At 40.6% G+C, this 24,189-nt stretch carries 24 protein-coding genes, 1 tRNA gene and 2 pseudogenes; 8 read left to right on the forward strand and 19 right to left on the reverse strand.

Annotated elements, in window-relative coordinates:
* Nucleotides 1-5: 5 nt before the first annotated feature.
* The gene (locus AC0L6R_RS16765) at nt 6-1,334 is read right to left on the reverse strand and encodes an ammonium transporter (RefSeq protein WP_377919194.1); all 1,329 of its coding nucleotides are present in this window, start codon (nt 1,332-1,334) and stop codon (nt 6-8) included.
* Between the two features lie 359 nt (nt 1,335-1,693).
* Between AC0L6R_RS16765 and AC0L6R_RS16770 the strand changes: the two genes are divergently transcribed.
* Nucleotides 1,694-2,533, forward strand: a complete 840-nt coding sequence (locus tag AC0L6R_RS16770) for a cyclase family protein (protein WP_473272226.1) — start codon at nt 1,694-1,696, stop codon at nt 2,531-2,533.
* A gap of 4 nt (nt 2,534-2,537) precedes the next feature.
* Here the strand turns inward: AC0L6R_RS16770 and AC0L6R_RS16775 are convergent, their stop codons facing one another.
* The 7 genes and pseudogenes from AC0L6R_RS16775 to AC0L6R_RS16805 all read right to left on the reverse strand — a co-directional run bounded on the left by AC0L6R_RS16775 (nt 2,538) and on the right by AC0L6R_RS16805 (nt 9,269).
* Nucleotides 2,538-3,200, reverse strand: coding sequence for an SDR family oxidoreductase (locus AC0L6R_RS16775; RefSeq protein WP_473272227.1), 663 nt, complete (start codon nt 3,198-3,200; stop codon nt 2,538-2,540).
* Nucleotides 3,201-3,411: 211 nt separating this feature from the next.
* Nucleotides 3,412-4,266: an N-acetylmuramoyl-L-alanine amidase-like domain-containing protein gene (locus AC0L6R_RS16780; protein WP_473272228.1), complete on the reverse strand. Its 855-nt coding sequence runs from the start codon at nt 4,264-4,266 to the stop codon at nt 3,412-3,414.
* A gap of 120 nt (nt 4,267-4,386) precedes the next feature.
* Nucleotides 4,387-4,527 (reverse strand): hypothetical protein, encoded by a 141-nt coding sequence (locus AC0L6R_RS16785; protein WP_473272229.1) that lies wholly within the window; start codon nt 4,525-4,527, stop codon nt 4,387-4,389.
* A 285-nt stretch (nt 4,528-4,812) separates the two neighbouring features.
* Nucleotides 4,813-6,942, reverse strand: a complete 2,130-nt coding sequence (locus AC0L6R_RS16790; protein WP_473272230.1) for a M1 family aminopeptidase — start codon at nt 6,940-6,942, stop codon at nt 4,813-4,815.
* 288 nt (nt 6,943-7,230) lie between these two features.
* On the reverse strand, nt 7,231-7,947 hold the full coding sequence (locus AC0L6R_RS16795; RefSeq protein ID WP_473272231.1) for a hypothetical protein: 717 nt from the start codon (nt 7,945-7,947) through the stop codon (nt 7,231-7,233).
* Nucleotides 7,948-8,017: 70 nt separating this feature from the next.
* Entirely contained in the window at nt 8,018-8,392 is a 375-nt protein-coding gene (locus AC0L6R_RS16800; protein WP_473272232.1) for a hypothetical protein, read from the reverse strand.
* A pseudogene (locus AC0L6R_RS16805) lies at nt 8,389-9,269 on the reverse strand (ABC transporter ATP-binding protein). The gene AC0L6R_RS16800 and the pseudogene AC0L6R_RS16805 overlap by 4 nt, the downstream one beginning before the upstream one ends.
* Before the next feature lie 179 nt (nt 9,270-9,448).
* Between AC0L6R_RS16805 and AC0L6R_RS16810 the strand changes: the two are divergent.
* Entirely contained in the window at nt 9,449-10,588 is a 1,140-nt protein-coding gene (locus AC0L6R_RS16810) for a sensor histidine kinase (protein ID WP_473272233.1), read from the forward strand.
* The gene (locus tag AC0L6R_RS16815) at nt 10,576-11,265 is read left to right on the forward strand and encodes a LytR/AlgR family response regulator transcription factor (protein WP_473272234.1); all 690 of its coding nucleotides are present in this window, start codon (nt 10,576-10,578) and stop codon (nt 11,263-11,265) included. The genes AC0L6R_RS16810 and AC0L6R_RS16815 overlap by 13 nt, the downstream gene beginning before the upstream one ends.
* Before the next feature lie 14 nt (nt 11,266-11,279).
* Here AC0L6R_RS16815 and AC0L6R_RS16820 read toward each other — a convergent pair whose 3' ends face one another.
* The 6 genes from AC0L6R_RS16820 to AC0L6R_RS16845 all read right to left on the reverse strand — a co-directional run bounded on the left by AC0L6R_RS16820 (nt 11,280) and on the right by AC0L6R_RS16845 (nt 15,704).
* Nucleotides 11,280-11,912, reverse strand: coding sequence for a sialidase family protein (locus AC0L6R_RS16820; RefSeq protein ID WP_473272235.1), 633 nt, complete (start codon nt 11,910-11,912; stop codon nt 11,280-11,282).
* Entirely contained in the window at nt 11,863-12,441 is a 579-nt protein-coding gene (locus AC0L6R_RS16825) for an exo-alpha-sialidase (protein WP_473272236.1), read from the reverse strand. Before AC0L6R_RS16825 ends, AC0L6R_RS16820 begins: the two co-directional genes overlap by 50 nt.
* Nucleotides 12,442-12,471: 30 nt before the next feature.
* Nucleotides 12,472-13,656 carry a family 20 glycosylhydrolase gene (locus AC0L6R_RS16830; protein WP_473272237.1) on the reverse strand — a complete coding sequence of 395 codons (1,185 nt, stop codon included), beginning with the start codon at nt 13,654-13,656 and terminating at the stop codon, nt 12,472-12,474.
* On the reverse strand, nt 13,640-14,626 hold the full coding sequence (locus tag AC0L6R_RS16835) for a beta-N-acetylhexosaminidase (RefSeq protein WP_473272275.1): 987 nt from the start codon (nt 14,624-14,626) through the stop codon (nt 13,640-13,642). Before AC0L6R_RS16835 ends, AC0L6R_RS16830 begins: the two co-directional genes overlap by 17 nt.
* Nucleotides 14,627-14,989: 363 nt before the next feature.
* Nucleotides 14,990-15,063: transfer RNA gene (locus AC0L6R_RS16840), tRNA-Asn, on the reverse strand.
* A gap of 239 nt (nt 15,064-15,302) precedes the next feature.
* Entirely contained in the window at nt 15,303-15,704 is a 402-nt protein-coding gene (locus AC0L6R_RS16845; RefSeq protein ID WP_473272238.1) for a hypothetical protein, read from the reverse strand.
* A gap of 131 nt (nt 15,705-15,835) precedes the next feature.
* Between AC0L6R_RS16845 and AC0L6R_RS16850 the strand changes: the two genes are divergently transcribed.
* The 3 genes and pseudogenes from AC0L6R_RS16850 to AC0L6R_RS16860 all read left to right on the forward strand — a co-directional run bounded on the left by AC0L6R_RS16850 (nt 15,836) and on the right by AC0L6R_RS16860 (nt 17,641).
* On the forward strand, nt 15,836-16,705 hold the full coding sequence (locus AC0L6R_RS16850; RefSeq protein WP_473272239.1) for a hypothetical protein: 870 nt from the start codon (nt 15,836-15,838) through the stop codon (nt 16,703-16,705).
* Between the two features lie 23 nt (nt 16,706-16,728).
* Nucleotides 16,729-17,481 (forward strand): annotated as a pseudogene (locus AC0L6R_RS16855) (arginine deiminase-related protein); the annotation flags it as partial.
* A gap of 88 nt (nt 17,482-17,569) precedes the next feature.
* Nucleotides 17,570-17,641 (forward strand): hypothetical protein, encoded by a 72-nt coding sequence (locus AC0L6R_RS16860; protein ID WP_473272276.1) that lies wholly within the window; start codon nt 17,570-17,572, stop codon nt 17,639-17,641.
* 247 nt (nt 17,642-17,888) lie between these two features.
* Here AC0L6R_RS16860 and AC0L6R_RS16865 read toward each other — a convergent pair whose 3' ends face one another.
* Together AC0L6R_RS16865 and purB are read right to left on the reverse strand one after the other, a co-directional pair.
* Nucleotides 17,889-18,026 carry a hypothetical protein gene (locus AC0L6R_RS16865; RefSeq protein ID WP_473272240.1) on the reverse strand — a complete coding sequence of 46 codons (138 nt, stop codon included), beginning with the start codon at nt 18,024-18,026 and terminating at the stop codon, nt 17,889-17,891.
* A gap of 287 nt (nt 18,027-18,313) precedes the next feature.
* Nucleotides 18,314-19,657, reverse strand: a complete 1,344-nt coding sequence (purB, locus tag AC0L6R_RS16870; protein WP_283411629.1) for an adenylosuccinate lyase — start codon at nt 19,655-19,657, stop codon at nt 18,314-18,316.
* 218 nt (nt 19,658-19,875) lie between these two features.
* Between purB and AC0L6R_RS16875 the strand changes: the two genes are divergently transcribed.
* The gene (locus tag AC0L6R_RS16875; RefSeq protein WP_473272241.1) at nt 19,876-20,979 is read left to right on the forward strand and encodes a 2Fe-2S iron-sulfur cluster-binding protein; all 1,104 of its coding nucleotides are present in this window, start codon (nt 19,876-19,878) and stop codon (nt 20,977-20,979) included.
* Nucleotide 20,980: 1 nt separating this feature from the next.
* Nucleotides 20,981-21,496 carry a hypothetical protein gene (locus AC0L6R_RS16880; RefSeq protein ID WP_473272242.1) on the forward strand — a complete coding sequence of 172 codons (516 nt, stop codon included), beginning with the start codon at nt 20,981-20,983 and terminating at the stop codon, nt 21,494-21,496.
* 199 nt (nt 21,497-21,695) lie between these two features.
* Here AC0L6R_RS16880 and AC0L6R_RS16885 read toward each other — a convergent pair whose 3' ends face one another.
* The 3 genes from AC0L6R_RS16885 to AC0L6R_RS16895 all read right to left on the reverse strand — a co-directional run bounded on the left by AC0L6R_RS16885 (nt 21,696) and on the right by AC0L6R_RS16895 (nt 24,057).
* Nucleotides 21,696-22,625 (reverse strand): DUF4097 family beta strand repeat-containing protein, encoded by a 930-nt coding sequence (locus tag AC0L6R_RS16885; RefSeq protein WP_473272243.1) that lies wholly within the window; start codon nt 22,623-22,625, stop codon nt 21,696-21,698.
* Nucleotides 22,540-23,439: a hypothetical protein gene (locus tag AC0L6R_RS16890; protein WP_473272244.1), complete on the reverse strand. Its 900-nt coding sequence runs from the start codon at nt 23,437-23,439 to the stop codon at nt 22,540-22,542. Before AC0L6R_RS16890 ends, AC0L6R_RS16885 begins: the two co-directional genes overlap by 86 nt.
* A 123-nt stretch (nt 23,440-23,562) precedes the next feature.
* Nucleotides 23,563-24,057 carry a hypothetical protein gene (locus tag AC0L6R_RS16895; protein WP_473272245.1) on the reverse strand — a complete coding sequence of 165 codons (495 nt, stop codon included), beginning with the start codon at nt 24,055-24,057 and terminating at the stop codon, nt 23,563-23,565.
* Nucleotides 24,058-24,189: the final 132 nt, after the last annotated feature.

A 24,189-nucleotide genomic window follows, 5' to 3' on the forward strand; every position in this document is an offset into this window, starting at 1 on the left:
ACTTCTTAAATAGACTCCCCATGCTGGGAAATATCAAGTCCCACTTCTTCGTATTCCTCCCGCACTCGCAGCGTTACAAATTTGTTTAGGATAAAGAAAATAGCATAGGCCATCCCAAAGGAGAAAAGACATACACCCACTAGCACCACCATATGTGACGCGAATACTCCGATGCCTCCATGAAGTAAACTAGAGCCTTCTTTTCCTGCGAAGATTGCAGTGAGGATCATCCCCATAATTCCGCCAATTCCGTGGCAAGCAAAGACATCCAGTGTGTCGTCAATTTTCTTCAAAAACTTCGCATGCATAGCCAAATTGGAAACGATGGCTCCCACAGCTCCAAAGAAGAAACTTTCGGGAACCGTGATGTAGCCAGCTGCCGGGGTGATCACTACCAGCCCAACTACTGCACCTATACAAGCTTGCAGGGCAGAGATTTTTCTTCCCTGAATCCTATCAAAAAGCACCCAGGTCATCATTGCTGTTGCGGAACATATTGTCGTAGTAGCAAATGCAAGTGCCGCTGTGGCATTGGCTCCTAAGGAAGAACCCGCGTTGAATCCAAACCAGCCAAACCAGAGCATACCAGTTCCGAGGAGTACATAGGTGATATTCGAAGGTTCGTGATGAGGCTTGTTTCTTTTACCCAAAAATAAAGCCCCAGCCAAGGAAGCAAGACCCGCGCTGATATGTACAACTGTCCCGCCGGCGAAATCAAGCACACCAAAGTAGGAACCGATCAGCCCATTTGGATGCCAAACCATGTGTGCCAGAGGTGCATAGACAAATATGCAGAAGATGCCAATGAAGAAAAGGTAGCCTATAAAGCGAACCCGCTCCGCAAAAGATCCTGTGATGATCGCAGGAGTAATCACAGCGAATTTCATCTGAAATAAGGCGAACAGGATAAATGGAATCGAGGAACCAAGCGCCTTATGCGGTAATTCTGCTACCTGATCAAAGAACATGTACTGGAATGGGTTGCCAAAAAGACCATACTTTACTCCATCGATGGTAATGCCGATAGGATCCCCAAAGGCGATACTGAAACCTACCACTACCCACAGCATGGTGACTACTCCCAGAGAGATGAAGCTCTGCAACATGGTGGAAATAAGATTTTTCTTGCCGACCATCCCGCCGTAAAACAAGGAGAGCCCAGGCGTCATCAGTAAAACCAGACAGGATGCGGTGAGTAGCCAAGCTATATCCGCATAATTCAGATCACTCTCAGTTCCAAAGTTTTCCAGTACAGGTTGACTATGCTTCCAAAAAAGACCTAGTACAGGTGCCGCAATCGTTATCAGAAATGCAACCTTCCACTTGAATTTCATTCCACTTTTTTCCATGCCACAAAAATAAAATAATTAATCTTTTATTCTGTGTTATTTAATTAATACAGAATAAAAAATCAATCCTTTGAGTTTTATGACTATAAAGTACCGAGATTTCAGTTCTTTGTTTGTGTGGTAATGAAGTAAAACACAGGCTTTTACAGGGTGGCTTTGGGTTAGGTCTTATTCTCCAGTTGCTTAGTGTAACTTGATTTTAATTCATAATTTTAATCAGATTAGCACAGATAAGGTACTAATAATTTGTTGTGCAAATTTCACCCATTATCATATTTCAAGGCAGGGAGATGATAGTTTTGCAAATCTATCTTTAACTTGAATGAAACAAAACGTACTAGCAGATGAGATTTTTTGAGTTTGTCCAAATTAGTAGAAAGGTTGTCGTTGTTTTAATTTTTTGTGGTTTAGGCGCCTGCGAGCAAAAAGAAGTGGAAGCCCCCATTCCAAAGATGCCTTTTTTAGAAAGTGAATGGATTGACTTGTCGTATGCTTTTGATTCTACCACCTTGTACTGGCCTAATAATCCTGATGGATTTCAGCACAGAGTTGATGCGGAAGGTGTGACTGACTTGGGGTATTATTATTCTTCCTATACGATTTTGACCCCCGAACATGGTGGTACGCATCTGGATGCGCCTATTCACTTTTTTGCAAAAGGAGAAACGGTAGACGAACTTCCTTTGTCCAAATTGACGGGAGAGGCAGTGGTAATAGATGTGAGTGGAAAAGCCTTGGAAGACCGGGATTATTTGATCGATTCTGTAGCTATTTTGAATTGGGAAGCAGAGCATGGAAAAATCCCAGTCCAGGCGATGGTGTTATTTCGCACTGGATATGGGAAATTTTATCCTGATCGGGAAGCTTATTTTGGCACTGCTAAATCGGGCGCAGAAGCGATTCCCGAGCTCCATTTTCCGGGGATTCAGCCCGAAACGGCTACTTGGCTAGCCAAAACACGTAAAGTGAAAGCAGTGGGGTTGGATACCCCAAGTTTAGACTTTGGTCAGTCCAAGGACTTTGCAGCGCATCAAGCCTTGATGGAAAACCAAATTCCCGGATTTGAAAATGTCGCCAACTTGGATTTACTTCCCCCGACTGGCATTTACGTAGTTGCACTTCCTATGAAAATCAAAGGAGGGAGTGGAGGCCCCTTAAGGATTATAGCCACTATAATTGAATGATATTTTAGGAGCCTAGCTTCTCAAGTGCTTCTCGGATTTTGTCCTGTCCTTTTATCATCTCAAATGATATGATCGAAGCGAGTTTGGAATCCAAAACTTCCACCAGGGTTTCAGCGACATCTTCCCGTGATATTTCACCACGCTTACCAAGGTTTTTGGCAGCTTCAATTTTGCCTGTTCCAGTCTCGTTTGTCAATGTTCCCGGGCGAACGATGGTGTAATTCAAATCGCTTTTTATCAAGTGCTCGTCTGCTTTATGCTTGGCTAGTAAATAGCCATGCATTTTTGAATCTTCGAAATCTCCAGGATTACCAGCCCCCATGGAGCTTAGCATGACAAATTTTTCAATTTTATGATTTTGAGCGAAGTCAATACTCTTTATAGCACCATCCTGGTCAACTGCTATGGTTTTTTCTGGACCTGTTGAACCTCCAGAACCTGCGGCAAAAATTATTTTTGAAACGCCAGCAAAAGCAGATTCAAAATCTTTTTCCAGATCGCCCATCACGGTTTCTATTCCCTTATCCTCAAAATATTCCTTCTGAGCTTCCTTTCTGATCATGGCGAGAGGAGAATAAGAAGAAGAGGACTTTAATAAATTACATATGAGTTTACCAGTGCTTCCATTAGCACCGATGATCAATACTTTTTGCTTTTCGGTATTCATGAGTTTTTTTTTATTGGCAAAAGTCCAATAAGCAAGCCACTACTTGTATTTGTTAGATTCTAAGGTTCTCATTTCAACAAAAAACCCAGGTACATTTGAAGTAAAATGCAATTTCCCATGGGTCGAAGATGTAGTATGGAATGGTGAGAATGAATGCCAGTATATGCTAATAAGGTTCTAAGAGAAAAGGCTTAAAAATAAGCGTATAGGCTTAATAGGCTGTTTTGATCAGCCTAGAAACGATAATTCCGGATTGAGTTTTATTGCCTGCGAGATACTCGCTCAAGGGTTTTTCGGATATCTCCACTTCTCTGTTTTTAGAGCTTGCGTGCATCAAATGAATTCTTCCATTTTTCTCAATAGCGAAGCCTGTGTGCACAACGTCTAGATTAGTCATGGAGGTGGTGATGGCAATGATATCCCCAGATTGTATATTTTTTTCAAGGGATTGAATATCCGCCTTCGGAACATAGTAATACCCACGCTTGTCAATTTTTGACTCAGTTTCTTTGATGGCGTCCAAATTCTCGGATTCACTTAGTTGTCTGTAAAATTGAGGGTTTTCAGACATAAAAGTAGGAGCATTGGCATAAGGAGATCCCCCGATTTCCTTGGTAACATCCTTCAAAATGCCCTTAAGTTCGTTTTCAAAAATCCAGTCAGAAAAATAATGAAGTCGGGTAGCATACCCTTCGTTGGTTCCATCTCTATACCTAAGATTTTCCAACTCCTTTTCGAATTCCTGGAAAGTGAATTTACCCTCTTCTGCAATTCGTGTAAGTGTGATAACAGTTTCCACATAAGTGGTGCAGTCCAGACCAGTCAAGTTGATTACCAACTTTTCTTCACCCGGAAGCTCCAGCGTTTTTTCCACATAGGGAGTTTTAAGGAATTTCTTTCCGATCTCGATTACCCGCTCATTTAAAGTTTTATCGCTAAGACCTTCCTGTGCGAGTTGGTCCAGCATCTCCTCAAGTTTTTCTCTGCTCTCTAAAGTACAGACTGTTTGGGCAGAGGAGAGGAATGGTAGGATGAGGAATAGGGCTAACGGAATAATCTTGTTCATAAGTGGAATTATATTGGATGAGCAGTATTTGACTCCTACCACATAACATCTAAATAACTCCCAAATAAACAGAATCTGAAAGTTTTCTTTTGTTGGTTCTGCGGTTTTCTTGACTGAACGCTAAATAAGCGTGCCATTTACCGTTCTTACAGCCATGGATTCCGCGGCATCCATAAGTGCTTCCCTGCTTATTTTGAAAAGGGAAGGATCAATATATTCCTGTATCTGCATATTTGTGATCTGATAGCAAACTTCATTCATAGGTGTTTTGACAGATGAAGAAAGAGACAGATTTATGGAGATCTACATGGAGTTTATGCATAGGAGCTCTGCTTTTCCGATTTCATCAGAGGGGATGAGCTAAAGTAACTGAGCTAGGAATGCTTTAGGTAGATAGTATTTAAATAAGGAAAACTTATTTTATGTACATCCTTTTCTACCAATAAAAGGCCAAAAGCAATTTAAATTATAACAATAAATAATTGAGGCACCTGCGGTCTCCGGTTTCTTCCATCCAAGTAAGCAGGGAATCAAAGACGATTGGCATCATTGCGAATATTCAAATTTTATTTTATAAAAATTATCCTCCCGATTAGCATCCGGCCTCGTGCCCCAGGGATCAATTCCAACCCATTGCGGTTTTACTTTGGAAATGATAATCAAGTCACCATTTCCGTTTTTTAGTGGTGATTTATAGGTAGAGATGATTTCAGAGTCTGATTCGATTTGTTCTGGATGATCAGATAAAAGGGATATAGTAAGAGGTTCATCCATCGCGATTTCTTGAACAGAACCGTCGATTAATGTCTCTAGCTTTTTTGCTGCATAGGCTATTTTCAATTCGTATTCGCCACTATGCAAGACCTGTATAGTAACGTCCTCAATTTTGATGTCGTAGTGAATTACTTTTTCAAACCAATCGCTAATCAATGCATTTTCGGAAGGCTTGCATACTGCGCTTAATTCGATAAGAAAATCGCTCACCTTCACCTTTGGTTGGGTATTCTCTCGATTGGTTTCCACAATTTTGTGAATTACTGAATTGAGTTTTTTCTTACCGATCAATTCCTGAGTTGCTAGCAAACTCAAAAGACTTTTTCCGTAGGATAAATAGCCTTGGTTTTCAACACTGGAGAGCGCTGGCTCTGTTTCTGAAGCGAAAGCCCTTCCTGAAAAGTAAGTTCTGGTAGCATTGTCGGTCAAGTGCCAAAGCGCTGATTTTCCGATTTCTTTCTCCATCACCATCGCCTCGGCATATTTTGCAAATCCTTCCACGAAAAGGGAAGCGCCAGGTAGATTTCTTGGTGCTAGAAGATGCCCAAACCATTGATGTGCAACTTCGTGAATTACCCGCTTGCGCTTTAAATCAAATTGATTCTCGGGTTCGGATCTTACCAGAAAGTAATTGTCCTCAACCATACTGATAATTCCGGGATGGGCAAAGCCTCCAAATGCCCAGTAGGATGGTACTTCTACTATTTTCAGATGCTCATCAGGGTATTCGCCAAAAGTCTCTGAGAGCATCTCCAAACTGGTTTTCATGATCGCCAAAGTCTCTTTGGAGCTCAGGTGATGGGCTGGAATTGAATAAACTTCCAGAAGTTTTCCTTCTAGATTCAATCGTTCTACCTGGTAGATTCCGGAGAAAAAAGCGATGGCAGGCATTATTTTATGAGGGCTCTTAAACATGAAAGTGGTACGGCTCCCATGGGTTTTTTGCGCGATTAAATCACCTGAGGTTAATGCAATCTGATTTGAATCTGTGCTGATTTCTGCTTCAAAATCAATTTTAGCCAAGTTTCTTTCTAATTGCTCTTTGTGCTCTTGTAAACCGTAAAAATTTGGTTTAAGGGGTAAACCTCGCTTTTTCCTTTCCTGATTGTCGCTAATTTCCCTCCCTTCAGAATAGCCAAAATAAGGTGAGAAATCACGGAAATTGAGGTAAGTGCCATCTTTGATAATAGCAGGATTTGTGGAGAAGATGGAAGGTTTGGTCTGGACTTCAAACGAAAATTCAATCTCTTCCTTAGGTAATAAGGGGATTTCGAACTCTACTACATAAACTCCCAATGGCTCATCTTTTGTGATCTCAGTGGCTTTTTGCAGGCTTAAATTCTTCAATTCCTCTTTTTCCGTTAACAGCATTTTACTGATTGGGCTGTCACTGTTGTTTATCAGCTTTCCCTTTACCATTGCGGAATAGGTTCCTTTGGAAGGGAAAATGTTCACCTTCATATTCAAAGCTGAGTAACTTAAAACAGGGCTTTTTTGCAGGTGCTTATATTTCAATTCATAATCCTGTTTTGCGAAAAGAATCTCATCTCTGCTTTGATAATTTTCCTCATAATTTATTTGATGGAAGCTGAACCCAATCACTGCAGTAGATGCCGCCAAGCAGATTAATCCAGCCTTATTGAACTTGTTCCAAGTAAATTTTCCTGATATTCTATCCAGTGATCCACGCCAATCAGTAATAGAAAATAGCGTGGCGCTTCCTATAAGTAGTACCCAAAGCAAGGCCAAAATCCAAAAACCGGATGCATTCATTTCCCATCCAGCTTGCTCACTATAGACCAGTGCAGGAAGGTCTCCGATTTTTAATAAGGGATGATTAAGTCCCAATGCAGTGCCCAATGGGCCTGCGAATAAGGCGAATGCAAGGACTGAAAGTCCCATTCCAAGGTAATTGCTTCGAGAGAAATTCTGAATCAAAAGAAAAAAGCAAGCATAGAAGAGAAGGGGGAGTTCCGGGATAAATCAACAGGCTTAAAATCGCTAGACTATCCATATTTAGGTAGCCTTGCAGCAATTGGAAACTTAAGGAAATAACCACCGTCACTCCGATCAAAAGCAGTACTAGAATCCGAGAGTGAACCCAGTTTAGAAAGGAAAAAATAGGTATTTGGAATAGGAGTGGCACTTATGATTTCATGTGACTTTACATTTTTCACTCGCCAGACTAATTCACCTGAGAAAAACACCAGCAGCAAGATTCCAAATAGAATACAAAGGCTGTTGAACCTGCTCCAAAAGCAGTTGGCTGGCAGCAAAGTAATTCTCATCATAGGCTCCTCCTGCATAGATTTTAGAATAAATTTCGGTTACAGCCAGTACTATCCAAATCCCCAAAACAGCCCAAAAGGCAATGCTTTGGAATATGAATTTCAGATCTATTCGGATCAGAGAAGTAAGAATTGGGAAGTAATTACAAATTGAAATGGTAGCCTTTTTTGGTTTAGGGAGTGAAATACGATTTAGACTTTCATCTTCTTTGAGAGGTTCAGTTTTTTGCTGTTTTTGATGGGAGGATCTAAAAGAGAATTTGCGATAGCAAGCTGTCAAAACCAATCCGCTGATCCCTAGCCAGATTAATCTGTTCAATCCCAGCAAACTGATAAATGAAATCTGCTCCTGATTTTTTTGAAATGGTGTCCAAAGATTGGTTTGCTCGAAGAAAGCTGAAAGTCCAAAAGGGTCAGCCAGAGCTGCAAGGAATAAGTTCTCGCTGGAAACTGGTGCTGCATTTGCAGGAGCGGCGAGTTCAGAAAAATGGCAGAGATGAAATACAAGGCATAAATTAAAACTGCCATAGCATAGGTCGCTAATGAGTTTTTGGTGAGCAGACATACGGTAAAAAGCAGCACTGTACAAACTGTCACCGATGGGATCAAAAGCATCCAAGCTACTGAAATGCTGTCTATTAAATTAAGGGGCGTGATTCTGTTCGGATCTAGATCAGAAAAAGCGATTCCTAGATGAAAAGCCTGGAATTGCTAATACTAGCACTAGTATTCCGACCGCAGGCGCCTAAGAAACGACTGAAAAAGAATTCCAATTTGGAAAGTGGACTGGAGAAAATAAGCGCTTCCATGCCGAATTTACTGTCTCGCAGAACTGCAGTGACTACGAAAAACATAATGGAAAAAACTGCACCCAAGCTAACCAACCCCATTTTGAAATACAGTTCATACGCTGAATTGTAATTGACTCCGGCTGGCGTGGCTCCTTGGCTTCCCATCAGAAAGGCAAATCCAAAGTAGATTAGCCCAAAGAGGTAAACGGCTTTGGTTCGGAGTTGATAGCTGAGCTCAAATCGAAGTAAAGAAATAAATCTTGAGCTGTTCATTGCTTTGTCTGTTGAAGCGTGGAGAAATAGAAATCTTCTAAGCTGGGCTTGATTTGCTCAAAACCTACTTCGGGTAATTCATCGGCTTTTACATGAATCAAAGTTTCTCCGGCAATGAGTTTGGAAGAGATGATATTCAGCTTTTTTTGGTAGCGGGGCAACTCCGATTTGGAGACTTTTTTTCGCCATATTTTGCTTTCCAAACTTGCTGTGAGCACTGCAGGATTTCCTTGTTTAATAATTTTTCCCTGATTCATAATTGCCATTTGCGGACAAAGCTCCAATACATCATCCACCAAATGGGTGGAAAGAATAACGATGATGTTTTCTCCGATTTCACTCAGAAGATTTAGAAAACGATTTCTTTCTTCGGGGTCTAGTCCAGCCGTTGGTTCGTCTACGATAATCAATTTGGGATCCCCTAGAAGTCCCTGGGCAATTCCAAACCGCTGCTTCATTCCACCTGAATAGGAATGCACAGCTTTTTTTTCGATGATCGTATAAGTTGGTTTGTTGAAGTAAAAAATGAACTTGATCTTTTCGCTGAACAGAATTTGTAATGCCTTTTAAGATGGCGATATGATCGAGCAATTCAAGTGCGGAAACTTTTGGATACACCCCAAACTCCTGAGGTAAATAGCCTAGTACAGAGCGGATGATCTCAGGTTTTTTCTGGACATCTTGCCCGTTGAAAAGAATTTCCCCTGAACCTGCTGCTTGAAGTGTGGCAAGTGTTCTCATCAAACTGGATTTTCCCCGCGCCGTTAGGTCCCAACAGACCAAACATCCCGTTAGTGATGGTAATGGAAATGTCATTTAACGCCTTGATCCCATTTGGATAGGTTTTGCTGAGATTTCTGATTTCGAGTTGGTTCATGTCCTGTGTTTTTGCTCCATCAAAAATTGGAAATCGAAAAGATTAGATCTAATTAATATGTCAAACAGGTTCAAATTGAGGATGAACTCGGTATCTAATGGATCTGGGCATAAAGTGAAGGTTTTAATAAGTTTATCATCGAAATACCTCAGTTGGTCATCTTTATTTTCTAAAAATCTGTGCTTACCTATCTTAGAAGTATGTTTCCAAAAGCTTCTTTTTTTAAGGCCTTGGCCTGGGGTTTAGCAGTTACCTTGCTTATCACCTTTTTGCTCCAAAGAATCGGGTTTATCAAGATTGATTTTGATGAATATTTAGAGAATGTACTGATCCTTGGGTCTTGGTGGATATTGACCAGTTTGGTCTTTTATTACAGCAGAAAAATCAGTTTGCATAAAAAGAACCTCCTTAAGATTCTGTATCTGGCACTTTTCTTCACTGGAATTTTGCTTTTGGATCAATGGATGTCCATTCCTGATAATCCGGTTTCCATCTTTTTGCTAATTTTATTTTGGATGGGGATTGCCAGATTTGTCGCTCCGGCCTTTTTCAAGAAGTACCAAAAAGTCATTTTCATTGCTTATGGACTGATATGGATGGTTTTTTCCATTCTTCGTTGGCATGAAACTTACCTGAGAGAACACCATGAAATGGCTATTTTCATGTTGTTGATTCCGATTCCTTTCTTCCTTTTGTTATGGGTTTTTGAGCAATGGAAAAGGATGAGAGATCTGGAAAACCAGAAAAATCAGGCAGAACTGGCCATGTTGAAAAATCAGATCAATCCGCATTTTCTCTTTAATACACTTAATAACCTCTATGGACTTTGTGTGGAGAAATCTGATGCTGCGCCTGAGGTGGTGCTGAAGCTGTCGGATATGATGCGCTATACGATTTATGAGGGGAGAAAAAAGGAGGTGTCTGTTTCTCAGGAAGTGGCCTATGTGGAAAATTTCCTAGAACTGCACAAAATTCGTCATCGCCAACTCCCTAAAATTGATTTTAGTGTGTCCGTGTCAGAAGACAAATTAATTTCTCCTTTACTGTTTATTGTACCTGTGGAAAATGCTTTTAAACATGGAGTTGAAAAGTTGGCAGAAGAGGCGTTTGTATCCATTACATTGGATTCGAATCAGGAAAAATTAAGGCTTGAAGTTGAAAATAATTTCGATCTCAGCTCCCAATCTGCAGCTCCTGGAATAGGACTGGAGAATTTAAAAAGGAGACTGGAATTAACCTATCCTGGCTCACATACCTTGCAAATCACTCAAAAGAACGGTATCTATACTTTGGTTTTGGAAATCTTATGGAGCAGGTAAGCTACGTTATATTGGATGATGAGCCTATCGCGCATCGTATTATTGAAGGCTATTGTGAGAACTTTTCATTTTTGGCAAAAGCGGGCAATTTCTTCAATGGTTTTGAGGCTTTGGAGTTTTTCAGGAGTAATCAGGTAGATCTGATCTTTTTAGATATCAACATGCCAAAACTTACAGGCTTTGAATTATTGAAATCTCTGCCAAGCCCTCCCAAAGTGATTGTAACTTCTGCTCATCAGGAGTTTGCTCTCCAAGGTTATGAGCTGGATATTGCCGATTATTTGCTGAAGCCTTTTAGTTTGGATCGTTTTATCAAGGCAATCAATAAGGTATGCTCTTCAAATGCTCCAGCTTTCAAAAAAGAGAATGAACCAGAGCGAATTTTTCTTAAGTCAGACAAAAAGCACGTGCAGATTGAACTGAATAAGATTTGCTTTGTCGAGGCTCTTGGGAATTACTGCAAGGTCTATCATCAGTCTGGTATGATTATTTGCCCGGAGAAAATCTCTGAGCTGGAAAAGAAATTGGTGCAAGGAAAATTTCTACGGGTTCATAAGTCCTATTTGGTCAATACAGCCAAAATCCAAACCATCGAGGGTAATCGAATCAAAATTGATGGGAATGAAATTCCAATTGGCCAAACGTATAAAGCAGAGGTAAGTAGGCTGCTGGGCTAGGTTTATGCTCGCTGTTACTTTTTCCAGTCTATCCACTTAAACACGATTTCTTTATAATCATCTCGTTCGTAAAGGATGCCTAGGGTTTGTGAATCAAGTAAAACCAAATCACTGTAAGCTGTCCAAGTTTTTCCTTTGGGAACGTCTTTTCGGTCAATCAGCATGGATTCTGGCCAAGTTTTACCTAGGTCTCTGCTGATTTTTAATGTCAGATTATTTCGATCTTCAGTATCAGCATTATTGGAATGCGCGAGAATTGTATTTCCACTTTCGTCTTCAAAAGACAGGATAGAACCTTGGCATACAGGATCAGGTAAACTTTTCTCAAAGTATTGCTCAGACCAGGTTGCTCCTCCATCTTCTGAATAGGCGAGAATTCTGCTTCGTATATCGCCTCGTTGGTTACGCGTACTCATGATCATTTTGCCATCCGGAAGTTCTGCCGCTATAGATTCGTTAGAACCAGGAAATTTGATTGATTCTGAGATTTTGAAGGTTTTACCATGGTCGTCAGTATAGAAACCATGTGCCTGGTAATCTTTGAATTCATCTTGGGCATCTCCTTGGGAGTGATTTGCCGCTACGTAGATTCTTCCTTTATAAGCTCCATTTTGGAATTGAAAGGCATGGCCAGCGAGTATTCGCATAATGCCTCCAGTCTGCAGGATTGGTGTATGCAGCATTGAATGCTGGGTTATTTGGCTTGTGAACTTGGCTGGTGATGTTTACCGGTTCTTCCCAAGAATGGCCCAAATCAAGTGACCAAATCATCCAAACCTCACGAACTCCTTTATTCATTCGGATGTCATATTCATGATTGTTGCCGGTGTTATAGAATAAGTACACCACGCCATTCGGATATTCTGGATCAAAAAGATCGATTACTGGCGCGGGGTTGCCGGCTTGCAAGTCGTCGTAATCAACTATGGTTTGGAGTGGCGACCAAGTTTTTCCCTTATCCTTGCTTCTCTTGAGCACCAAATTGATGTCACCATAATCATTTGATCCATTTACTCTGCCTTCGGCAAAAGCCAAAAGTTCGCCACTAGGTAAGTCAATAATTGCTGGGATTCTGTACGTAGCATGTCCTTCTTGACCACCTTGGTAAACGATCGTTTCCTGTGCAAATAGGGTAGTGAATTGGAACAGAAAAAGGAAGGCTAGGAGAAGTTTCATGATTTTGGGTTTATGACTTTTTAAAAATGACTAATTAATGACCAATTCGTCTACGAAAATAAACCCTCTCTGAACGTTTGGAGCTACCACTTTTACGTATCGTGCTTCTTTTCCTTTCAAGGATCCTTTGAAGTCTTTAACCACTTTAGTTTTTTCAGTGATGGGAATATCGTTGTCAATTTTCAGAATGGATTCAAAATTCTCCCCATCATCAGAAATAGCAACTTCTACGTATTCAGGCATAAATACTCCTGGCCCGGCGGCTTGCATAAAAGAAGCGGAGATGGAGTTTAGGGTAGTTTTTTCACCCATATCCACGGTTACCGCAAAGTCATTCGTAAAGCCTTGCCATTTGCCATCATTGTAGGATTCTCCGCCTCGGTAGCCATCAGTCATACTTCCTGCATCACCTGCTGGATAGGATTTGTTCCAAGGTTTATGGTATTCCACAGATTTGCCTATTGCCTTATGGTAATCTACCTGCTTGCGAAGTATTGGTTCGGTGATCTTCCCGTCTTGAAAAACAGCTGCTGCGATTGTGGCACTTCCTTTTACAAAAAACTCGCCCTTATACAGATTAGATGCAGTTGTTGGCTCAGTCCCATCGGTGGTATAGTAAATGATAGGCTGACTGATTTCGCTTTCCAGGGTGATTCCGATCTGCTTCGCCTCGGTATCCACATTCATAAAAGGAATCAGTTTCGTGGAAGGGTTGTACTCATACTTCACACCTAACTGCTCCAGTCGAGGAAGTTGATTTTTAAGTCGGGTTTTAAATGTATCCCAATCTTGGGCTTCTTCGACGGACCAAGCTCTTTCTGCCAAGGCCAGCACATTTGGGAAAAGCATAGCATCAGCTAGCGCCTCAGAAGGTATAGTTTCGGTCCAAAGGCAAGCTTGCATACCTTTGATTTTATCCGAAAGCTCTTTTGGGAATTTTGATCCCAAGAGTGGCTTGTTATAAATGTCAAATAGCTTGGAATTAGGAGAAGAGAAATAAAATGGATCACCGGGAGTTAGGATGACTTCATTCCCATTTTGCGCAGCTTTATCAGGGACTTCAGCTACCCAGTTTCGCCAGTACATTACTTTCAAATTAGGATCAATTCCCCCAGCCATGGCATCGTCCCAGACTACCACTTCTTTGCCGTTTTTTTGCAGAAAAGCTGAAACTCTGTTTACAAAATAGGATTGCAGTTCATTTACGTTCTTCATTCCATTTTCCTTCACTGAATTTCTGAGCAGCAGTTGACTCTTCCCAGGTCTTTTTCTCTACTTCATCGGCTCCGATATGGATGTATTTTGAAGGGAAAATGTCCATTACTTCTGTTAGTACATTTTCTACAAACGTGTAAACTTCTTCATTTACAGGACAAAGTGGGGTAGAAAACAAATCTCCCCAGGCTGCTTCACCATTACAGGCCAATTCGGGAAATATCGCTATTGCAGCCATCATATGTCCCGGCATATCTATTTCGGGGATGATCTCAACATGTTTGGTTTGTGCATACTTTACAAATTCGCGAAGTTCATCCTGAGTATAATATCCTCCATAATATGGAGTTCCATCCCGCATTTCTATGTGCTTTGATTCCAAAGCAAATCGTGGGTCCTCCTTGGATTTTTCTATGCAAATAGAGTCTTGTTCATTGAATGTTCTCCAGGCTCCCTGCTCCGTGAGTTCAGGATATTTTTTGATTTCTATTCTCCAGCCTTGATCATCAGTCAGGTGTAAATGGAGTTTATTGAGTTTATAAAGCGATAGCAGATCCACATAGCGTCGAAGGTAATCCATGGAGAAAAAATGCCTTGAAACATCTAGATGCATAGCCCGCCAGTCGTATTGAGGCTGGTCATTAATCTCCAGTTCAGGTAAGGTGATTCCTTCACTAATTTGCCCGGACTCAAAGCTGGCAGGTAGTAGCTGACTTAGGGTAATCATACCATAAAATATACCTTCAGCATCTCCGGCTTCCAAGAGTATTTTGTCAGCAGAGATGGAAAGATGGTAAGATTCTGGAGTGTCAGAGTTTTCTGATTTCCTGATTTCCAATATGTTTTTTCCAGTTCCATCAGAGAGTTTTTGGCCAAGTGCCTGCTGCATCATGGATTGAAAAAGGCGATTTCCTCCGAAAATTCTTCCTGGCTCTGAACGAGTAGCTGGGTGTTGGAACTCAAGTGAAATTGACCACTTCCAGTTTCAATCTGAGAAGGGTAAGGAACTATAGAAAATTCGATAGGTTCTGGTGAGCTGCAAGATGCAAGTGCCAAAAGGGCGGAAAGCGAAAAAAACAAGATACTTCAAAATAAATCAGTCTAGGTGAACTGCAAATGTAGCCGTGAAATACTATAGCCGGAAACCAGTGTTGTAAAAATAATCTAACTAACGGAAGGAGGCCGATGCTGTGTTTTGTAATTGATTTTATTAGAGCAACTTTATTGTAACCCCTCAATGGGAAAACAGCAGGTTTTTAAGAGAATTTTGACTTCAATAATTTTGGTCAAAACAAAAAAAAGCCTCAAATCTTACGAAATGAGGCTTTAGGTGCTCCTCCTCAAGGACTTGAACCTTGGACCCTCTGATTAACAGTCAGATGCTCTAACCAACTGAGCTAAGGAGGAATTTTGTGTTTCATTCGGAGCTTGTTCCGAATTGGTGATGCAAATGTAGGAGGCTATTCCAATTATTCCAAACTACAATCAGGAAAAACTACATGTTTTTACTTTGTGTGTTGTTTTTGTATTCAAAATCAGAGACTTAATTTTTCGAATAATTTGTTACTTTTTTTGATTGATGTTGCAAGCAGGCTTTCTAGGTAGTGTTTTTTGATCACAAAGAATTTGGAACTGAACCTACATTCTTACTTTTGGTCTTTCACGCTGAATTTCCGGGTCATGACTTTTACATACCTTGTTTTGCGGAAGCGTAAAGCAGACCAGTCTTCGTTGATGGCAATTTGTCTAACACTTTCATAATCAAACTCACCTAGATACTTCCATCCAGAATCGCGATTTATTTGAGCTTTGTAACGCTTAGAAGTTCTTTTGGGGTAGGCTAGCCAAATCTGCTGATCGTCTGGGGCAAGATTCTGCATCACAGAAAAGTGTTTTTTCACTTCTTGTTCCGTATGGACAAAAGCCAGCATAAAATCGGGTTTTTTGCTACCATCTAACAAGCCTTCTGCTTTCCATTCGATAATTAATCCCTCAAGTTCTGCCGGGCAGTTCCATACTTGAATGTTCATACCCTCTTTCCATGTCATTTTCTTTAGAATTGGGTTCATAGGTAGTGTATATGATGTCCACTAATATAAAAATTCCCTTCCAAGCTGATGTATAATAGCGTGCCTACTCGGGCATTTTATTTACTTTTGAATGTATCTAAGGCTATCTTATGAAAATATCAGTCAGCGCAATCCTATTATTTTTTTCATTTTCCTGCGTTAATGCACAGGAGGAATTACTTACAGCTTTTAGTGAAGGAATTGCTGTTTCTACATTAATCGATAAGGAGTTAGATGAGATATCAGGCCTTTCCTGCAGTAGGACCCTTCCCGGGTTGATGTATGTACATAATGATAGTGGGGGAGAAGCGGCTATATTTATATTGGATTCCACCGGGAATAATGTGGGGAAAATTGAGTTTCTCGGAGCTCAAAATAGAGACTGGGAGGATATAGCAGTAGGTCCTGGAGCAGATGGTAAATCCTATATTTATGTTGGCGAAATTGGAGATAATAATGCTGCTTATAATGAAGTCGCTATTTATAGAGTGCCAGAGCCAATGAAAAAGGAATCAATTACGCAGGTAATTCCGGAAAAGCAGACATTTAACTATCCTGGAGGTGCTAGAGATGCGGAATCTCTGATGGTTGATCCCATTTCAGGAGATATTTTCATAGTGTCCAAGCGAGATAGTGTAAATACACTTTATAGATTGCCTGCTGAGAAATTTGGAACTCTTGATGTAGAATTAGAGGAGTTGATTAAGTTGCCTTTTACCAGCGCTACTGGGGCAGATATTTCAGCTGATGGAAGTCAGATTCTAGTCAAAAATTACCTGGAAATATATTACTGGCAGAGAAAAGAAGGGGAGTCTATCGAGAAAGCCATGAGTAGAACTCCTATTCAATTGCCATATTCTCCAGAGCCTCAGGGTGAGGCAATAGGTTTTTTGCCGAGCGGAAAAGCATACTATACCTTGAGTGAAAAACGATTCGATCTGGATCCCGTTCTTTATAAGTACACAGCTAAAAAGCCTTAATGCAAACTACCTCTACTATTCTGATGGTTCGTCCAGCAAACTTTGGGTTCAATCCCGAAACTGCTGAAAATAACTTTTATCAACAATCAGATAATAGACCTGCTTCTGAGATCAATGCGTTGGCGCAGAAGGAATTTGATGGATTTGTGGCAATGCTGCGAGATCAAGGAGTACAGGTGATCGTGGAGGATGATACTTCTGATCCAATCAAGCCCGATGCTGTCTTCCCCAACAACTGGTTTAGCACACATCCTGACGGTAGATTGATTCTATATCCTATGTTTTCTCCTACGCGAAGACTAGAAAGAAGAAAGGATTTTGTGGAGGATCTGATGCAGCGGAAATTTAAAGTTGAGGAAATCATTGATTTAAGTTTTTTTGAGGAGGATGAGCAGTATTTAGAAGGCACTGGCAGTATGGTTATAGATCATCAGTCCAAAATAATTTATGCTTGTTTTTCAGAACGAACCCATACCATTCCTCTGGACTATCTAGGCAAGCTGCTTGGGTATAAAGTAATAGGTTTTCATGCTGTGCAGGAGAATCAAGGAGTACTTTCTCCTATTTATCATACGAATGTAATGATGCATGTAGGCACAGACTTAGCAGTTGTTTGTTTGGATAGTATTCCGAAAGCTTCTGAAAAGCAGGCTGTGCAGAAGTGTCTAACTCAAGCCGGTAAAAAAGTGGTTCCTATCACTCCTAAGCAAAAGTTTCATTTCGCAGGGAATATGCTTGAGGTAGGGAATGACGGCGGGGAAAAGTTCACCGTTATGTCTGAAACTGCACTGGACTCGTTGAATGTGGGGCAGATTCAACTGATAGAAAAATATCTCGACCATCATAAGCCCTTCTATTCCTACAATAGAAAAATTAGGAGGTGGAAGTGCACGCTGTATGATGGCTGAGATCTTTTTGCCTGTGGCAACTAATTGATTTTAGGAAGTCCTTAGCCACCGTCAGTGTCTCACACACGGTTTTCGATTAATACATTTTCTAGGAGATTATCCGCAAAAATGCCATGTACCTTAGATCCTTGGTTATCTGGTCGAAAGACCGATGACTTCCACACAGGCGGGACAGGCCGAAGCGGCCTTAATTCTTAAATTTTACCTATCCTTTTTTTCTTTTGACTCCATCCTGGTACAAAAGCAGACATACATATCTTGGAATAGTGTAATCCCTACTCAATTCCTGGATCTACTTTCTTCTTTCTCAAAAGTTCGGTTTTTCCTAATTCGGAAATGTTTTTAACCGAATCAATAGCCGCATTTGTAACTTGATTCTCTTGAGTTGAAGTTGTTGTTTTTTTATTTTTCATAACATTAAGCTTTAGAGTGTTTAAAGTCTAAACAGCAGTTGAGTGTATTTGAACTGCTATTTATTCTGTTTGATGAAAGTAAATTACTGATAATTTATTGGAAAAGTACAATCAAACTTGTCTAATTAACACTACCAGAGCTCTAAGAATGATTTTCATGGTAAAAAAGTAAGATTTACTGACTTTAATTATTGCAAATTAAATTCAAGTTGATCTTGAAACTCTAAGCTCAAACCAAAGTTTACTTATCCGACATCCGACATCCGACATCCGACATCCGACATCAATTAAATTCCAGTATAGTTAAATGGTGAAATCACACTTAGCTCAGCCTTCAATTCATCCGAGATCGGTAGGTTGGCGATGAACTCAGCAATAGATTTTTCGGTGATTTTTGTATTCGTTCTGGTAAGGTCTTTTAGCGCTTCATAAGGTTTTGGGAATCCTTCTCTTCTCAATACCGTTTGAATTGCTTCCGCTACCACCGCCCAGTTTTCCTCCAAATCTGATTGTATAGCTGCTTCATTCAATTCTAATTTACCAAGTCCTTTCAGCAAAGACTCAAAAGAAATCAGCATATGACCAAGTGGCACACCGATGATTCTTAAAACTGTGCTGTCTGTCAAATCCCGCTGCAATCTCGAAACAGGAAGTTTTGCAGCCAAGTGCTCCAAAAGGGCATTGGCAATACCTAAATTCCCCTCCGCATTCTCGAAGTCAATCGGGTTTACCTTGTGTGGCATCGCAGATGATCCGATTTCCCCAGCTTTGATCTTTTGCTTGAAGTAATTCATAGCCACATACTGCCACACGTCCTTAGACAAGTCCAAAAGAATGGTATTGATTCTTTTCAATCCATCAAAAACAGCTGCCAGATTATCATAATGCTCAATCTGCGTAGTTGGGTAGCTTCTTTCCAAGCCTAAATATTCACCCACAAACTGAAACGCAAACTCATTCCACTTAAATTCTGGATAAGCAACATGGTGCGCATTCATATTGCCTGTTGCTCCACCAAATTTTGCTGAGTAAGGGATGTGGTGAAGCAGTTCAAGCTGCTTTTTTAATCTTACTACAAACACCTCGATTTCCTTGCCCAGCCGGGTAGGGGAGGCAGGTTGACCATGCGTTTTTGCTAGCATTGGAATATCCTTCCAATCTTTGGCCAATACATGAAGTCTATCGATTACAGCATTAAGCTGAGGTAAAATCACTTCATTCAAGCCTTCCTTTAACATCAGTGGCGTAGCCGTGTTATTGATGTCCTGGGAAGTCAGTCCAAAGTGAATAAATTCTTTGTGTGCTTCTAAACCTAGCGCATCGAATTTTTCCTTCAGGAAATATTCCACAGCCTTCACATCATGGTTTGTGATCTTTTCGGTGGCTTTGATGGTAGCTGCATCATCCATAGAAAAGTCAGAAACGATAGATCTTAGGTTTGCAAATAAGCCTTTATCAAAATCCTTAAGTTGAGGCAATGGAAGTTCGCAAAGTGCTATGAAATATTCCACTTCTACGTGCACTCTGTATTTGATCAGGGCAAATTCAGAAAAATATGCTCTCAGCGGAGCAGTTTTGCCAGCATAGCGTCCATCTACTGAAGTCACCGCGGTCAATGCATTTAATTCCATCTCTTTAAATCAATTTGGTTTTAGGAAGCTGTAAAGTTAATTTTTTGAAGCCAAAAGTTCGGTTTTGAGTAGGCTAATTCGGGAAATATCCTTCAATTAATTCGAACCACTAAAGCATAATCTGAGTTATCATGAGCAAATAATCAGTGACAAGCCAGAATATTTGGCTTTCAGCGTTAATTTTGCAACCGTTTAACAGATAAAAGCTCAGATCAGGAATGTTCAATTTATTTAAGAAAAAGAAGGAAGAGGTAAAGGCTCCACAGTTTTTGCCACTAAAAGTGAGAGAGGTAGTAAGAGAGACAGAGGATACAGTAACCTTGTATTTTGAGCAACCAGAACCGTTTTTGGACTATAAGCCAGGTCAGTTTTTGACTTTGGTGATGGAGTTTGAAGGACAAGAGCAGCGAAGATCTTACAGTTTGTGTACTTCGCCTTATGTGGATCCATTTCCCGGGATTTCTGTCAAGCGAGTGCCAAAAGGCAAATTCTCTAATTTTTTAAATGAACGAGTTTTTCCTGGAAAAACTATCAATGTGTTGAAGCCTTTGGGGAATTTCACCACTGATTTTCACTCCAAGAACAAGAAGCATTTCTTTTTAGTAGCCGCCGGAAGTGGTATCACGCCTATCATGGGTATTCTTAAATCTGTGCTGGTAAATGAGCCAAATTCCAAGGTTTCCTTGCTTTACTGCAGTAGAAATGAAGAGCAGATTATCTTCAAGAAGGAGTTAGCAGCATTGGCTGAGAAAAACCCTGATCGACTGGAAGTAATTCACAATCTAAGTCAGCCTTCGGAAGCTTGGACAGGGATGAAGGGTAGATTGACAAAGGAAAGTATTGCTGACTTTGCTAAGAAAGCTGAGTTGGATCCGGAATTTGAAAAAGAATATTTTGCCTGTGGTCCGGAAGGAATCATGGATAATGTGGTTGCTGTCTTGGAGGAGCTAGGTGTACCAAGTGAAAAAGTGCATCGAGAGAGCTTTTACTCTTCAGCTGCGGATAAAGCACATGAGGATGCTGCGCATGGGATTACAGGTGGTTTGTTGACAAGAGATATCACTGTGATTTTGGAAGGTGAGGAAAGTATTGTCACAGTTTCACCTGACAAAACCATACTAGAAGCTGGCCTTTCTCAGGATCTGAATATGCCATATAGCTGCCAAAGTGGATTATGTACGGCTTGTAGAGGTAGATTACTGAGTGGAAAAGTGAAAATGGATGAGGATGCTGGTCTTAGTCCAAATGAAATCGAAGCAGGTTATGTGCTTTGCTGTGTAGGGCACCCACTAACAGATGATGTCAAAATCACCATTGAGTAATTTGGATAATAGCAAAGAAACTCCAAATCTGGAAACTCAGGAATTCAGGAGGGTTTATAAAAACCTGGATAAACTTATTTTGGTCTTACTGATCTTGGTTTTACCACTTTTTGGGATGATCTATTTGTATCAGTCCAGTGGGGAAATCAAGTGGGATCTACCGGAGTTGCCTGCTTTTGTTGGTCAGGTATTGTCTGGATTAGGAGTTGGTCTTTTGCTGGCGCAATACTTACTTTTCCGCAAGAAAATTAAGGCAGTTTCTCACACTGACGAGCTGTTGATGAAATTGAAGATTTATACAAGCGCCACCAGAGAGCGATATTTAATACTTTTTGTGATTGCGCTGATCTGCTCAGCTGGATTGCTTTTTTTCGGGTCGGCTATTTACAACGTGATTTTTGCCGTGGCGCTATTCTTTTTTTCTGTAGCCAAGCCAACTCCTGAGCGAATACAAAAATTGCTAAAGCTGAATAAAGAGGATGCCGAAGTGATCAGGTTGGCTTCGAGACCAGACTGAGATTTTAGATGCAAGACGTTAGACGTTAGATTTAAGATTTTATAACCAAGAATATTCGATCTGAATGTTAGATTTCTACATTGCTAATAATGTTGATTATCTGTGTTCTCTGCGTAATCCTCTGCGATCCCCGCGGTTAGAAAATACAAAAAAAGCCAACCCATGCGGATTGGCCTTTTCGGATTATTATAGCTAATGATTAGTTTTCTATTGAGATATTTCCTGAAGAAATAGACCCTTTCACCCAAGCAGAGGCATCATTATCAATTTCCAGATTTTTACCTGTATTGATCCCGCCTACCCTAAGATTTCCGGAGGACGCTTTCAAAGAGAAATTGAAGTCCTTCAAATTCGAAGAAGTTTGAATTTTGAAATTCCCTGAGGTACCGTTGAAGTTGGTGTTTCCGCTAAGCCCAGCATTAGTCGCTCTGATATTGCCAGATGTGAATTTCATGGAACCCAACGATCCAATGTTACTCAACTTTGCATTTCCTGAAGTAAGTGCAACACTTAATTCGCCTTTAATTCTATCTGCAGTCAATGAACCACTGGTTGATTTGTAGTCAACATTCCCACCCACATTGTTGATGTCTGCATTTCCTGAAGTTACTCCAGCTTCTATATCTCCAGATACTTTGTCTATAAAAAGAGAGCCTGAACTGGCTTTGATGGTCAAATCGCCTGAGATGTTGGTGGCCGTGATTTTTCCTGATGAAACTCTCAGGTTGGTTTCATCACCTACTACTTTATCTACGGTCAAGGTTCCTGAGGAATTTTTCATGTCTAGGTCAATGTTCATTGGACCTGTGATTTTGATATAGCCCTTATTTCGATTGTTACCCCAGGAAGAATTGTTGGAACTTTGCTCGTAAGAGATCTTTAATACATCGCCGACTGTCACAAAAATGATGTCTTGATTTTCATTTGAAGATTCAAGAAATGCCTCCACATTCACATTAGAATCTGACCCACCTGAGAAGGTGACATCCAGCCAACCACCGCTAACTTCGATAGCCTTGATGTTGGAATAGTTTTTATTGGCGTCAACCAATACTTTTTGTGCAAAGCTGACCACTGAGATCAGTATCATGGCTAAGGCCAAGCTCGAAAATTTGAATAGTCTGTTCATAGTTCTGGTTGTTTATACTGATAGTAACTCCGAAGCTGATTGCCTGTACCTCGGGGCCTAAGTTTTCTTGGAAAAGATTGTTTAAATCATAATTAAAGAATAAGGTGACGTCACTGACTCCTATCTCTGCACGTGCTCCGTAGCGGAAGTTTTCCACGTACATGTTAGACTTCTCAAATTGCTTTTGCTTCTTGCCGTTTTCATCGTCATAGACATATTTTCCTCTACCTCCGATTCTCACACCTGCGTATCCTCCGACTCCAAGACGGAGTTTTTGATTATTGGTAAGAATCGTAGGTACTAAAGTAAAGTTGAGGTAGGAAGCTGAGATTTTTGATTTGGTGCCTGTGCCAGGTCCTGCAAACTCTTCCCAAACGATTCCATCTGGAGTTTTTACGGCAATTAGACTTCTGTCTTCTAATTTGAAATTATACCAGTTTACCCCAATAGAAGAGTACAAATGGAAGTTTTTAGAGATTTTGGTAGTTCCCATCAAATTGATAGCATAGTACCAGGAACCCCAAGGCTTTACAGTAGGCATTCTGTCAGTAGGAGTCACCTGATTGATTCCCAACTCTGTGTCTATTCCGGCAGTGAATCGACGATTTTGTTTAAGATCTTTGATTTTCACTTCATCTGATTCTTCAATATCCAGAATCCATTTTCCGTCTTCTTTTTGTTGGTACGACCAAGTATTCCCAAAGACCTTTATTACTTTACTTTTCGTGTAAATCACCGTGTCTGGTTTGTCCTGAGCAAAGGCCTGGCGAAGTGATAGGACAAGAAATAATAGTGGTAGTAGTGTAGTTTTCATTATTTAAAAGGTTTGACTAAAAATTCGTTTTTAATAGTCAGGCTGAGCGAAGTCGAAGCCTATTCCGACCCGGATAGCTTACTAGGTCGCTCAGTCTGACTCAAGTAGTGAAGATGAGATCGCTTAAAATACTATCCCAAAAGTGATCGGGTTAAGAGCAGGTCCTTTGTCTTCCTGGAATAATTCATTCAGGTCGTAAGTGGTAAAGAATTTAACTCTTCCGATTCCAAGTTCTCCACGGATACCGTATCTGAAATTCTGAAGGTAAAGACCAGTGTCTTGCTTGTCTTTCTTACGTCCAGATCCGCCTAATTCACGATAGACATATTTGGATTGTCCGCCTAGCCTATAGCCAACATAAGGTCCTGCGGCAATTCTTACTCCACGGCGACCATTGTCATTCATTTTGCCAAAATCCAATTCCAACATCGTCATTGCGGTCAAATAAGAAGCAGATATCTTGCTTTTGAATCCGTCCACATCTGTTCTCTGGAGGAAATCAATTGAATCGTCACCTCTTACCGCTTGGAAATCTCGGTTTTCAAACTTGAAGTTGTAGAACTGGAATCCCAGTCCAAAGTCCCAATAGAAGCCTTTGGAAATTCGTTGCGCAGCCATCCAGTTGATTCCTACATTCCAGCTTCCCCAGCCTTTTACAGCGTATGGATTATCAGAGGTTGGGAATTTCCCATCTTCCAGGTAGTTATTTACTCCCAGATCCAGATTAAAATAGGTTCTGAAAGGAGGGTC

Source organism: Algoriphagus sp. 10J20-15, from assembly GCF_055809615.1.

What these genes read in the sequence shown, in the direction of transcription:
- AC0L6R_RS16765 (WP_377919194.1), bottom strand. Translation starts at nt 1,334, where the DNA reads ATGAAATTCAAGTGGAAGGTTGCATTTCTGATAACGATTGCGGCACCT.
- AC0L6R_RS16770 (WP_473272226.1), top strand. Translation starts at nt 1,694, where the DNA reads ATGAGATTTTTTGAGTTTGTCCAAATTAGTAGAAAGGTTGTCGTTGTT.
- AC0L6R_RS16775 (WP_473272227.1), bottom strand. Translation starts at nt 3,200, where the DNA reads ATGAATACCGAAAAGCAAAAAGTATTGATCATCGGTGCTAATGGAAGC.
- AC0L6R_RS16780 (WP_473272228.1), bottom strand. Translation starts at nt 4,266, where the DNA reads ATGAACAAGATTATTCCGTTAGCCCTATTCCTCATCCTACCATTCCTC.
- AC0L6R_RS16785 (WP_473272229.1), bottom strand. Translation starts at nt 4,527, where the DNA reads ATGAATGAAGTTTGCTATCAGATCACAAATATGCAGATACAGGAATAT.
- AC0L6R_RS16790 (WP_473272230.1), bottom strand. Translation starts at nt 6,942, where the DNA reads ATGGGACTTTCAGTCCTTGCATTCGCCTTATTCGCAGGCCCATTGGGC.
- AC0L6R_RS16800 (WP_473272232.1), bottom strand. Translation starts at nt 8,392, where the DNA reads ATGAACAGCTCAAGATTTATTTCTTTACTTCGATTTGAGCTCAGCTAT.
- AC0L6R_RS16815 (WP_473272234.1), top strand. Translation starts at nt 10,576, where the DNA reads ATGGAGCAGGTAAGCTACGTTATATTGGATGATGAGCCTATCGCGCAT.
- AC0L6R_RS16820 (WP_473272235.1), bottom strand. Translation starts at nt 11,912, where the DNA reads ATGCGAATACTCGCTGGCCATGCCTTTCAATTCCAAAATGGAGCTTAT.
- AC0L6R_RS16825 (WP_473272236.1), bottom strand. Translation starts at nt 12,441, where the DNA reads ATGAAACTTCTCCTAGCCTTCCTTTTTCTGTTCCAATTCACTACCCTA.
- AC0L6R_RS16830 (WP_473272237.1), bottom strand. Translation starts at nt 13,656, where the DNA reads ATGAAGAACGTAAATGAACTGCAATCCTATTTTGTAAACAGAGTTTCA.
- AC0L6R_RS16845 (WP_473272238.1), bottom strand. Translation starts at nt 15,704, where the DNA reads ATGACATGGAAAGAGGGTATGAACATTCAAGTATGGAACTGCCCGGCA.
- AC0L6R_RS16850 (WP_473272239.1), top strand. Translation starts at nt 15,836, where the DNA reads ATGAAAATATCAGTCAGCGCAATCCTATTATTTTTTTCATTTTCCTGC.
- AC0L6R_RS16865 (WP_473272240.1), bottom strand. Translation starts at nt 18,026, where the DNA reads ATGAAAAATAAAAAAACAACAACTTCAACTCAAGAGAATCAAGTTACA.
- purB (WP_283411629.1), bottom strand. Translation starts at nt 19,657, where the DNA reads ATGGAATTAAATGCATTGACCGCGGTGACTTCAGTAGATGGACGCTAT.
- AC0L6R_RS16875 (WP_473272241.1), top strand. Translation starts at nt 19,876, where the DNA reads ATGTTCAATTTATTTAAGAAAAAGAAGGAAGAGGTAAAGGCTCCACAG.
- AC0L6R_RS16885 (WP_473272243.1), bottom strand. Translation starts at nt 22,625, where the DNA reads ATGAACAGACTATTCAAATTTTCGAGCTTGGCCTTAGCCATGATACTG.
- AC0L6R_RS16890 (WP_473272244.1), bottom strand. Translation starts at nt 23,439, where the DNA reads ATGAAAACTACACTACTACCACTATTATTTCTTGTCCTATCACTTCGC.
- AC0L6R_RS16895 (WP_473272245.1), bottom strand. Translation starts at nt 24,057, where the DNA reads ATGGCTGCGCAACGAATTTCCAAAGGCTTCTATTGGGACTTTGGACTG.